Source organism: Parapedobacter sp. (genome assembly GCF_035556095.1).
Classification (GTDB): domain Bacteria; phylum Bacteroidota; class Bacteroidia; order Sphingobacteriales; family Sphingobacteriaceae; genus Parapedobacter.
In genome coordinates, this window is sequence record NZ_DATMFT010000031.1 from 55,881 (window position 1) to 68,292 (window position 12,412).

8 protein-coding genes are annotated in these 12,412 nt (G+C 47.0%); 6 read left to right on the plus strand and 2 right to left on the minus strand.

The genetic code is table 11. The features are described 5' to 3' along the window. Positions 1 to 8 precede the first annotated feature (8 nt). Both VNQ80_RS19175 and VNQ80_RS19180 read right to left on the minus strand, forming a co-directional pair. The gene (locus VNQ80_RS19175) at positions 9 to 1,070 is read right to left on the minus strand and encodes a Gfo/Idh/MocA family oxidoreductase (protein ID WP_325641726.1); all 1,062 of its coding nucleotides are present in this window, start codon (positions 1,068 to 1,070) and stop codon (positions 9 to 11) included. A gap of 8 nt (positions 1,071 to 1,078) precedes the next feature. Next, positions 1,079 to 1,954 (minus strand): amidohydrolase family protein, encoded by an 876-nt coding sequence (locus VNQ80_RS19180; RefSeq protein ID WP_325641728.1) that lies wholly within the window; start codon positions 1,952 to 1,954, stop codon positions 1,079 to 1,081. A 202-nt stretch (positions 1,955 to 2,156) separates the two neighbouring features. Between VNQ80_RS19180 and VNQ80_RS19185 the strand changes: the two genes are divergently transcribed. From VNQ80_RS19185 to VNQ80_RS19210, 6 genes are all read left to right on the plus strand, one after another. After that, entirely contained in the window at positions 2,157 to 3,080 is a 924-nt protein-coding gene (locus VNQ80_RS19185; RefSeq protein WP_325641730.1) for an AraC family transcriptional regulator, read from the plus strand. A 230-nt stretch (positions 3,081 to 3,310) separates the two neighbouring features. Next, positions 3,311 to 6,553 (plus strand): TonB-dependent receptor, encoded by a 3,243-nt coding sequence (locus VNQ80_RS19190; protein ID WP_325641732.1) that lies wholly within the window; start codon positions 3,311 to 3,313, stop codon positions 6,551 to 6,553. A 10-nt stretch (positions 6,554 to 6,563) separates the two neighbouring features. Beyond that, positions 6,564 to 8,462: a RagB/SusD family nutrient uptake outer membrane protein gene (locus tag VNQ80_RS19195; RefSeq protein WP_325641734.1), complete on the plus strand. Its 1,899-nt coding sequence runs from the start codon at positions 6,564 to 6,566 to the stop codon at positions 8,460 to 8,462. 32 nt (positions 8,463 to 8,494) lie between these two features. Further along, positions 8,495 to 9,712 (plus strand): DUF4959 domain-containing protein, encoded by a 1,218-nt coding sequence (locus tag VNQ80_RS19200; RefSeq protein ID WP_325641736.1) that lies wholly within the window; start codon positions 8,495 to 8,497, stop codon positions 9,710 to 9,712. 24 nt (positions 9,713 to 9,736) lie between these two features. Further along, positions 9,737 to 10,918 (plus strand): DUF4998 domain-containing protein, encoded by a 1,182-nt coding sequence (locus VNQ80_RS19205; RefSeq protein WP_325641738.1) that lies wholly within the window; start codon positions 9,737 to 9,739, stop codon positions 10,916 to 10,918. Between the two features lie 74 nt (positions 10,919 to 10,992). Further along, complete coding sequence (locus VNQ80_RS19210; RefSeq protein WP_325641740.1) at positions 10,993 to 12,300, plus strand: hypothetical protein; 1,308 nt, start codon at positions 10,993 to 10,995, stop codon at positions 12,298 to 12,300. Positions 12,301 to 12,412: the final 112 nt, after the last annotated feature.

A 12,412-nucleotide genomic window follows, 5' to 3' on the forward strand; every position in this document is an offset into this window, starting at 1 on the left:
ATTGTTAATTAGTCGGGAATGGTTGTGCCACCGCTGTCATTCGATAAGTAGGCGGCCTCTACCAAGCGCATGGTGTCGTACGCACGTTTCATCGATGTGACGTGTGGAGCAGCGGGGTTTTCGATGGCGCATTGCAAATCGGCCATGGTTGCCATGAAAGCATCAGGATACCAAGCACCGCGGATGTTCCCTTCTACCCACTGGTTCGTACCATTTTCTGATAAAAAGTATTCAAATCGATCGGCTTCGCCCTTGGGGAAATTGATGTTTTTTCCAAGCGTCGCTTTTATAGCACCTTTTGTTCCTTCCCACTTCACGAACGAATCCTGATGTTTCAGGCCGAAATCGTGCCCGTGGTTGGTATTGACGAATGCGCGGATGGGTTTATCATAATCAAATACGATAATCGATCTGGTCGATGCCAATTGCATCTGCTTGGGATGCTGGAAAGTTTTTGCATACAACCGCTTGGGCATGCCCAAAAAATGGGTAATCATGTCCATATAATGGATACTATGATAGAGCATCTCCATGCGAGGCAAGTCGAAAAGGAAGTCCCATAGCTCCCACGGATGGTGGATGTTCATCCGTATTTCCATGTCGTGCAATTCACCAATAGTGCCTTGATCGATCAGGTGTTTTGCAGCAATGATAGACGGGATTAGTTTCATTTGGAAGTTTACACTTGCCGTGAATTGTTTCGCTTCGCAGATGCGACGTATTTCTTTAGCGTCGTTAAGTGTTTCGCCCATGGGTTTTTGCATCAAGACATTCGCACGCTGGGGCAATTGATTCAATATACCTATTAATTTGGATGCCGGTACGGCGATGTCAAACACGGTATCGGACGGCGCACCAGCGATGAGCTCAGTCATTGATGCATACACGTGAGTAATTCCAAATGCTGTGGCCAGGCGTTGTGCCTTATCAGCCTGTACGTCATAGATGCCGTGGATAGGCCAACCTGCTTTTCGATAGGCGGGGAGGTGGGCTTCTTCCACAATGCCACCGGCACCGATAACAACGATTGGCTTGGGGTGGGTAGGCATGGCGAAATCGGATGTTAACATATGTTGGTTCATGTGCGTTTACTGATTTGATAGAAGTTAAGCGCGTTGTGGTAAAATAGGTTGTCCATGTCGCGTGGTGCCAGGGTGTGGCATAGCTGTTGGGCCACCTCGAACCACCGCGTATAACTTGATGCTAGCGTTACCACGGGCCAGTCGCCCCCAAATGCCAGTCGATGCGGGCCGAAGTACTCCAACACCGTATCCATGTAGGGTTGTAGGTCGTTAATGTCCCAAGCTTTCCAGTCCGCTTCCGTAACTAATCCCGATAGCTTGCAATATACATGTGGATGTTCAGCCAGGGCGCGGATGTTACTTCGCCATTGTGCGAATTCACGCGTTTTAATGGCAGGCTTGCCGAAATGGTCGAGTATATAGCGGTTGTCCGGTGCGGCCTGCACGAGGTGCACGGCCGCGGGCAGTTGATGTGCTTTCACACCGAGGTCAAAACTCAGATTAAGACGATTTAGTAATGACATATTCGATATGAAGCGCGAGTCCCGATACAACGACGTAGGTTCCTCTTCGAGTCGGCGAACTCCCTTCACGAGGGTATTACGTGTAAGTAAGTGTAGACTTTCCGCTGCATCTGGAGCCTCCAGTGGAAAATAAGCGATGATACCACGAATACGTGTTTCTGTCTTTGCCAACTCGGTTACATAGTCTACCTCTGCATGATATTCACTAGGCAGACATTCACACTGCACGAAAATCATCTCTGAAACCGGTATACCTTCGGTCGCCGCTTCATAATCGGTGAGTCCAAAAGACCTTTTGATCGCTGGTACATCATCCAGCCAAGGGTAATTTAATGACTTCAAATCCCAGAAATGCACGTGGGCATCTGTGATCTGCGGGATATCGTATTTGTCGTTTATTTTGGTCATAAAAATTTTTTTAAAGGTAGAATGAAAATGATGGTTCAAGTGGTATTGGATTAGCAATTATCTGTACCGATTTGATTTTTCGAGAAAATAGTGGGGGATTTGTTGTATTTTCGATATTCGATTGATTAATTGTAGTGATTTTGTTGTGAAATTGGTCAAAATAATATATATCTAATTGCGTATATAAAAGTTAAAGATAGTCATGAAACCTATTTATGCCAAACCCCCTTTAGGTAGTAGAGCTGCTTTTCAAGTGCGGAAAGATTATTTTGACGTGCTGGATACCAAATGGCATTATCATTCGGAGTATGAATTGGCTTTTATTAATTACCCTCACGGTAAACGAATTGCGGGCAACGCCATGGCTACTTTTGAACAGGGCGATCTAGTGTTTTATGGCCCAAACCTACCCCATGCGTGGTCGCATGAACCGGCCATTGGTGAGAAGGAAATGTCGTCTTACAATAACGGACTTTCCCATTATGCTGTAGTTGTGCATTTCAGTGCCGATTGTTTTGGCGAATCGTTTTTTGCGATTCCGGAAATGAATGCGATTCAAGCAGTTTTAAAAAGAAGCATCCATGGCCTTGTAGTAAAAGGCCAGGCGAGAGCACGGGTTGCGAATTGGATGAACCAGTTGGTTGACCATACTGGATCGGCTCGGGTTATTTTATTGATCCAGATTTTGCAAGAGCTTGCTACAACGACTGAATATGATTTGCTTTGTTCAGCTGGATACTGGGACAACCTCAACGATAACGATGCGGTTCGAATGAGTGGCATCTATGAATATATCCTTAAGAATTTCACCAAAGAGATTGCGTTGGAGGAGATTGCGCAGCAAGCGCATATTTCGCCGTCAGCGTTCTGCCGTTACTTCAAGGCACGAACAAAGCGGACGCTCAAAGAATTTGTGAATGACTTGCGCATCAGCCATGCCTGTCAATTGCTGGAAGAAAATCAACTTAGTATTACCCAGATCTGCTTTGAAGCGGGGTTTAACAACATCTCCAATTTCAATCGGCGGTTTAAGGAATTCAAAGGGATTACCCCCCAGCAGTATCGCTTCAATATCTTAGGCATCTACCGTAATACCAATAACGCTGCGATTGCAGGCAATAGGTAAGGAGTTATTGCGGTGGTCAAATGCGTATTGATTGTAGCCAATTTCGTATTAGTCTATTTGGCTGTTTAAGATTTTATTTGCGTGTATAATTGTAATCCTTGAAGAGTCGATATGATATTGTTGATATCACATCTGTTTTATTGAGATTCCCATTCTTATACGGCACCGCTGTATGTGACAATGATGTTAAATGAATTTATAACGGTTATGTTAAACTTAATTTAATCTGTATGAGGAAAAATATACTGCTCAAAAGCTGGCATGTGGCGGTTCTTGTGTGCGTGTTTGCTGTTTCGCTGGTCATGGCCGAAAAGGCTTATGCTTATAGCAATCCCTTCCATTCAGGCTATCAAGACCAGATTGAGGTGAAAGGGATCGTCCGGGATTCGGTTGGTGCGTTGCCGAATGTGACGATTACCGTGAAAGGTAATTCGAAGGTTGGTACCGCGACCGATGACAATGGGCGCTTTATCTTGGTGGTGCCGGGGCAGGGTGCTACACTGGTTTTCCAGATGCTCGGTTACGAAACCCAGGAGATTGTGGTATCTCGAAACGCCGATTTAGACGTGATGCTCCAGCCAGCCACGCAGCAGATGGGCGAAGTGGTAGTAACGGCGTTTGGAAGTGTTACCAAAAAAGAGGCGGTGGTGGGCGCGGTTACCTCCATTTCGCCGGATGATATCCGGATCCCATCCAGCAACTTGACCACCGCATTGGCCGGAAGGGCGGCGGGGATTATTGCCTATCAACGCTCAGGAGAGCCAGGACGTGATAACGCAGACTTTTTTGTCCGGGGCGTTACGACATTCGGCTACAAGAACAGCCCACTCATCCTGATTGATGGAATAGAATCGTCCAATACAGACCTTGCGCGTATCACGGTAGACGATGTCGCTTCCTTTTCCATTCTCAAAGATGCCACATCCACCGCGGTTTACGGTGCCAGGGGTGCCAACGGTGTGATTCTGGTGGAAACGAAGAAGGGGAAGGAAGGTCGGGCGAAAATATCGTTCCGCGTGGATCAAGCATTTTCTGCGCCCACAACGAATATAGAGTTGGCCGACCCCATTACCTACATGAAAATGGCCAATGAAGCGGTGCTTACTAGAGACCCTTTGGGCACCATTCTTTATTCTGACGATAAGATAAACAGAACCGGGCAACCCGATGCGAGCCCCTATATTTATCCGATGAACGACTGGCGTAAGGCCTTATTCAAAGATTATACAAGCAATCAACGTTACGCGCTGAATGTGAGTGGTGGCGGCGGCGTTGCCCGCTACTTTATTTCCGGTGGATTGAATCAGGATAACGGGGTGCTGAAAGTGGATCCGGTAAATAACTTCAATAGTAACATCGACCTAAAAAGCTATTCGTTGCGCTCAAATATCGATATTGATTTGACTAAAAGCACGATGCTTACCGTAAGGTTGTACGGTAATTTTGATGATTACCGGGGGCCAATCCATAACGGAGAAGATATGTATGCCATGTCGATGCACGCCAATCCTGTTCAGTTTCCAGTTACCTTTCCACTAGATGAAGACCACGCTCATGTGAAGCATATTGTTTTCGGAAACAATGTAACACGCAGCAACCGAGGGTCACTGTACTTGAACCCCTACGCAGAGATGGTGAGGGGTTACCGTGATTGGAACCGCTCCAAAATGATGGCACAATTAGAAGTATCTCAGAATCTGGGCGACTGGGTTAAAGGCTTGAATTTCAGAGGAATGTTTAATGTAGAGCGCTATGCTTATAATACAGTAACCCGCTCCTATAACCCATTCTATTATGAAGTTGCCAATTACGATCCCTTTACCCAGGACTATTCGTATAATGTGATCAATTCTTCTGCCAATCCGCAGCCCGTGGGGCCTATCGGTACAGAATATTTAAGCTTTAATAGTAACGCTGATCTCCGGGAAGTCAACGCTAATTTTTATGCACAGGGAGTGTTGAACTATGATAATATATTCAACGAAACGCACTCTGTAAGCGGGATGCTGGTGGGTATTGTGCAACAGCGGCTCAATTCAGCGGCCAGTACGCTGCTTACCTCTCTGCCATTTAGAAATACGGGGCTGTCTGGCAGGTTTACATATGGATATGATACCCGGTACCACGCAGAGTTCAATTTTGGGTATAACGGGTCCGAGCGGTTTTACCAAGACAAACGCTTTGGTTTTTTCCCTTCTGCAGGGGTTGCATGGAGCGTTCATAATGAGCCTTTCTTCGAAAAATTGAAGGGTACAGTCAATACGCTGAAGTTTAGGTATACCTATGGTTTAATCGGCAACGATGCTATTGGTGAACCGTGGGATAGGTTCTTCTATTTATCCGAGGTGAATATGAATGCTGCTGCTAGAGCCGCTCGGTTCGGCCGTGACCTTATTGGGGCCAGCAAGTACCTAAACGGCGTGTCCGTCTCGCGGTATGCTAACGAAGACATCACGTGGGAAAAATCAACCCAACAGAATTTAGGTCTGGAGTTGGGGTTGTTCGATGCCGTCACCCTGAACGTGGATCTTTTCAAACAGCTCCGTACGAATATCCTCATGACGCGGGCTTATATCCCCGCTACGATGGGGCTATCCGCACCTATACGTGCGAATGTGGGTGAAGCGTCATCGCAAGGTATAGACGCGTCGCTTACCGTAAACAAGTCGTTCGACAACGGATTATTCTTGTCGGCTATGGCGAATTTCACATATTCTACTAATAAATTTCTTGTGAATGAAGAGCCGGCTTATAAAGAATCTTATCGCTCTAGGGTGGGGCAGAACATCAACCAAGTCTATGGTTATATTGCCGAACACCTCTTTGTGGATGACGAAGAAGCGTTAAATTCCCCGAGGCAGAACTTCGGTCGCCCGGTACTGGGTGGTGATATTAAGTTTCTGGATGTGAACGGCGACGGAGAGATTACGCAAGCAGACCAGGTGCCTATTGGCTATCCTACGGTCCCGGAAATTGTGTATGGCTTTGGTCCCTCCGCTTCGTATAAAGGGTTTGATCTTTCTTTGTTTTTTCAAGGCCTGGCCAACGAATCGTTCTGGATGAATTACACCGCCCCTAGTGGCGCCAGGCCTTACGAAGCCATTAATCCCTTTGTGGGCGACAGGCAGGTACTCAAAGTGATTGCCGATGATTACTGGAGTGAGCAAAACCAGGATATTTATGCACTCTGGCCTCGACTCAGTAATTTTGACCATCCCAATAATGCACAGTCAAGCACGTGGTTCATGCGTAATGGTAGCTTTTTACGCTTGAAAACCATAGAGTTCGGTTATACCCTGCCACAGCAGGTTACCAAAAGGATAGGGTCATCTAGCATACGGATTTATTTCAGCGGTAATAACCTACTCACCGTCAGCAAATTCAAACTTTGGGATGTTGAAATGGGCGGCAACGGTCTAGGGTATCCTATTCAAAAGGTGTACAACTTTGGGGTTCACGTTAATTTTAATTAAGTTTATGAAAATGCTCAACATACAAAAGATAGCCTTAGGTTTTTTTGTTGCATTAGCTTCTTGTTTTTCGTCATGCTCGAACTACCTCGATATCGTTCCTGATAATGTGGCTACGCTTGACAATGCCTTTGCCATGCGCGGTGAGGCCGAAAAATACCTGTTTACCTGTTATTCCTATATGCCTCGTACTGCCGATATCAATGGTAGCCCGGCCTTATTTGGTGGTGATGAGGTTTGGGAACTTCCCGAAATTAACGAAACCAGCGTTTACCGGCAACTTGCTGAAGGGAACCAAAATGTGAATAATCCGATTGGCAATTTCTGGAATCACATGTATGCAGCGATTCGAGACTGCAATATTTTCCTCGAGAATATAGAGCGGGTTCCCGATATGGAACCCAAAGAAAAACGGCAGTGGATTGCGGAAGCAAAGGTGCTGAAGGCTTACTACCATTTCTGGCTGATTCGGATGTATGGCCCCATTCCTGTTATCCGCGCCAATATACCCATTTCGGCGGGTGCCGACGAGGTAAAGGTGATTCGTGAACCGGTGGATGATTGCTTCGCCTACGTGGTGCAACTGCTGGATGAGGCGAAAGATGATCTGCTTCTCACGGTTGTAGACCCCCAGTATTATGGCAAAATATCCCAACCGATAGCTTACGGACTGAAGGCGAAAGTGCTGACCTTTGCGGCCAGTCCACTTTTCAACGGCAACACCGACCAAGCCAGTCTGAAAAATGCTGATGGTACCCAGCTATTCAATCAGGAAATATCCGTAGCGAAATGGCAATTGGCGGCCGACGCATGTCGCGAGGCAATAGACATCTGCGAAGATGCCGGCATCAAACTCTATGAACATCCGAACGTTAAGGCGGCATTTTTAATCGGCGATACGATACAAACTGAATTAAGTTTGCGGATGGCTTTTTCGGAAAAATGGAACTCAGAGATTATTTGGGCCAACACGCAAAGCTGGATCAACAGGGTACAGGTGCTCGCCTCGCCCGACTGGGCACCCAGCCCCCAAGCGCGTGTGTGGATGGACAACCGCTACAATGCACCCCTAAAAGTGGTGGAACAGTTTTATACCGCCAATGGCCTTCCGATAGGAGAAGACAAAACATGGAACTATTCGCAACGTTACACAACGAAAATCGCTACCGACGCGGACGAGCACGACTTGTATATCAGGCGCGGCTTTGCCACCGCCACGCTCAATTTCGACCGTGAACCGCGGTTTTACGCCTACTTGGGCTTCGACGGTGGTGTTTGGTACGGCCAAGGCCGGTTCAACGATGAGGTACCTGCAGACCTCTACTACTTGCAGCTCAAATTGGGCGACCCGATTGGAAAGCAATCGAGCTATCAAGGCCCGGTTACGGGCTATCCCATCAAGAAATGGATACATCCCGATAATGTGCGGAGCCCTACAAGCTATACGACGATTGAATACCCTTGGCCGCTGATGCGCTTGGCCGATCTGTATCTGTTATATAGTGAATGCCTCAATGAGGTGGATGGTCCGAGCGAAGAAGTGTTTGCTTACCTAGATAAGGTAAGGGAACGGGCGGGTATTCCGGATGTTGTTACGGCCTGGCAAGATTTCTCAACAAATCCCGCGAAGGTAACCACCCAGAACGGTGTGCGTGAGATCATCCAGCAGGAAAGATTGAACGAGCTGGCATTTGAACAGCATCGTTTTTGGGACCTGCGCCGATGGAAGTTAGCTATTACGGAAATGAACCAAATGATTACGGGATGGAACGTTAATGGCTCGACGACTGATACGTATTACCGGCCGGCGAATATTTTTCAGCAGCGCTTCGGCATTAAGGATTATTTCTGGCCAATAGCCGAAAATGAGCGGAATGTGAATACGAACCTGGTACAGAATATCGGTTGGTAATGAATGTAAATCACTTTTAATTTTCATAAAAGATGGAAAAGAAATTTCAGTTTTTACTAGGGGTACTTCTGTCGTTGGTTTTGTTCAGTTGCGACCAGAATGAGGATTTCATAAATTATACCGATTCTAGCCTGCCCGCTCCCGCACAAGTATCCGATGTTAACGTTATTTCGACGAATGGTGGAGCACATATTGTTTATAAGGTGCCTAAAGACCCCAATCTTAGATATGTGAAAGCGGTTTATGAAACGGCTCCCGGTGCTGTTTGGGAAGTGAAATCCTCTTATTACACCGATACCTTGAAAATAGAGGGTTTTGGCGATACAAACGAATACGATGTGAAGCTGTACAGCGTGGGCAAGAACGAGAAGGAATCTGAGCCTTTGGTGGTTACCGTTAAGCCGTTAATGCCGGCTATTCAATCCGTATATGAATCATTGGATGTTTCGGGTACGTTTGGCGGCATTAATGTCAAGCTACAGAATCCCGAACGGGCTAACCTCGCCGTCGTCATCATGATAGACACGGCCGACAACGGCCACTATAGTGAGTTGACTACTTACTATACCGCTGCGGATAAAATCAATTTCTCCGTGCGTGGAATGGATACGGAGGAAAAGAAACTCGCGGTTTTCCTGCGGGACCGCTGGAATAACCGGACGGCGATGAAAGAATCCGTCGTTACCCCATTGTTCGAAAAACTGATTGACAAAGCAACTTGGAGTGCATTGGAACTGCCAGGGGATAATTTCCAGTATGTCGAAAATTATCCACTATACAAGATATTCGACGGTGGTTTTGGTTACTGTTGCCTGTTTGCTTCCGATCAATTCCAACTGCCGCACACCATCACCCTCGACCTCGGACAGCCGATAACCATCAGCCGCATGAAAACATGGCTTCACCCCGAAGGCGCTTACCAAGGTTCCCATCCGAAAGAATTCGAAATTTGGGGAGCGAACAGCGTGAACCCCGATGGCGACTACGTGGACTTGGAAAATAAGATCTATCGCGACAACTGGGTCAAATTGGGAACATTCAGCTCCTTCAAACCTTCTGGTGACGGACCAGTGACTGCGGAAGATCTGGATTACGCGTTGAACCTGGGCGAGGATTTTGAATTTGAACCGGGTATACCCGCTGTCAGGTACATCCGTTTCAAAACGCTGAATACGTGGGGCATCCCCAGTGGAAGAGCCCAAATTGTTATTCAGGAACTTACCTTATGGGGTCAGGATGGCAGTAATTAATGGTAAAATCAATTTGCAAATAAGATGAAAATCAACATAAGTTACCTTATTGCAGCGCTGCTGATGATTTCGGGCTGTAAAAAAATGGATGATACCTACAAGAAATTTGTGGTTCCATCCGGCATTACGTATGTAGAGCGAGCTAAAATGGTGAAGACCTACTCCGGACTGAATCGGGTACAATTTGGTTGGAAGGCACCTGCCGACCCTAATGTAACCCACGCGCGCATCTATTGGAATAATTACCTGGATTCGGTGGTATTGGAAATACCTGAAGACGCCGACACGGTTTCTTATATCCTGGATATCCCCGAGGGCAATTACTCCTTCATCGTCAAAACTTATGATGATGAAGGCCACCAATCGGTACCGGTGGAAGTGCAGGGGCGATCTATCGGAGAAGCATTCCTATCCAACATGTTTAACCGCCCGTTGACCCGGACGTTTGTTGATAATGCCGATGGACAGTTACAACTATTTTGGGGCGGTGCAGATATCAACAATGGAAGCATCGGACACGAACTTACCTACACGGATGAAGCCGGTGTGGAAAAGCACCTTTTTGTGAAACCCGAAACGGGAAGCACAGTATTGGCCGATTACAAAAATGGAACGGATCTTTCCTATGCCACGTGGTACATTGCCGATACGACATCGATAGACACATTGAAAACCGCGGCGGACGTCATAGCCGGAAGCACGATACGGTATAGGTTGGATAAATCGAAGTTCCAAGAATATTATCTTCCCAACGATGCAACGGCGCTGGCGGAAATCGGCTGGTTCCTCCGGAATATGTGGGATGGACGGACTAATGCTGACCCTGGGTTCCATACGCCGGACTTGCCAAAGCCCGCTCAAATAACCTTTGATATGGGTACATCAGATTATTCCCTGTCTTCATTCCGACTCTGGCAGCGTACCGATTGGGGTACGGCCTATGGACATGGTAACCCGAAGACGTTCGCCCTGTGGGGAAGTAACGATCCCGCCGCGGATGGTAGTTGGGACAGCTGGACCAAGCTAGGTGATTTTACGTCCGAAACACATGATATAGCCGCAGGGGAATTGTTCGAAATACCTGCCGGAGCTCCAGCTTTCAGGTATTTACGGGTTCAGGTATTGTCAACGTGGGGAAATGGTTCGGACGTAGGCCCCATCGTCATGATGGAAGTCGAATTAATGGGGAGTTTTAGTGCGCCATAGCTTTGATTAGAGTGGTCTAAAAATAATATTTTGAAATGTTAAAGGGAACTTTCGCTTTTTTTAAATGGGGGTTTGTGTTATTAATAGCTGTACAGCCCATTGGGCTAAATGCGCAGCAGATTATCAGTACCGCCGATTTCAATTTTCTGAAGGGAATAACCCAAGCAGTTTTAGATAGTTCACGTATTTATCCTGGCCAGCAGTTGGTTGCGCCCTATGGGGCAAACAACACAGGGGGCGTATTGATTCGACCAGGCGGCCGCGAAACGTACCCGTCGTTTTGGATTCGCGATCACGCAATGACCCTCGAAACAGGGCTGGTGGGTCAAGATGAGCAAAAACATATGCTTATGCTTACTGCTGCCACCCAGTGTGATCAAACTTGGATAACGGATGCGGGCAGTATGGTGCCTTTCGGTGCTATCGCTGACCATGTGCGAGTAGACGATTTATTGCCCATTTATTTCCCCGGAACCTACGATTACGTCGCACAGGGCGGAACAGATTTTGGGATGTTCCCGCCATACTGCGATCAGTATTACTTCATTCATATGGCGCACTATTATATTAGCGACGCTAACGATGTCGATATTTTACAGGAAGAAATCAATGGCACCTCCCTGATCGATCGTCTAGAGATTGCTTTCAAAGTGCCGCCCTCCCGGCAAGATAATCACATCGTCTATACGAACGACGCGTTTAGGGGAGTCGATTTTGGTTTCAGGGACGCCATTTATATCACCGGTGACCTGAGCTATTCCTCAATCCTCAAATATCGTGCGGCACTGCAATTGTCGGCGTTATTTGAGCAAATCGGAAACAACAGCAAAGCCAAAGCCTACCGGGATATTGCCTCCAAAATTAAAGCTGCGCTGCCTGTCGCTTTTGCTGATAAGAACGGAATGCTAAAAGCCTCAACCGCCATCGGAAGCCACCCTGATGTTTGGGCTACAGCGCTAGCTGTTTACTTGGGGATATTAGACGGAGACCACGCGCTGAAGGCAGCCAGACATCTCGCGAAAGCCTATGTAGCCGGCACCTTGGCCTACAAAGGGAATATCCGACACATCATTGATGGCGAAGGCTACAATGGAACGCCTTATTGGGAAAAGGGGATTGTACACCCCAACCAATTTCAGAACGGCGCATATTGGGGTACACCTACGGGATGGGTCGCTTACACCATCGCTCAGGTCGATAACAAGTTGGCCGCGCAGCTCGTCAAAGAGTATATCAGTGAGTTACGCGAAAGTGATTTCCGCCAAGGAAGTGAGTTCGATGGTCCTTACGAGTGTTTTTACCCACCGAACTACACGCGGGGCCCTGTATATTTGACTACAGTAAGTGCACCTTTCATTGTACTGAAATCAATGCTTCAATAGTTAGCAAGTCATAAAAACATACCTGGAGAATGAAATTGTTAATCGAAGTGCTCACTTTATTGATGTCGCCCGTGCTTAAATCTTAGTAATTTTATTGTCTTTTCTAGTTATG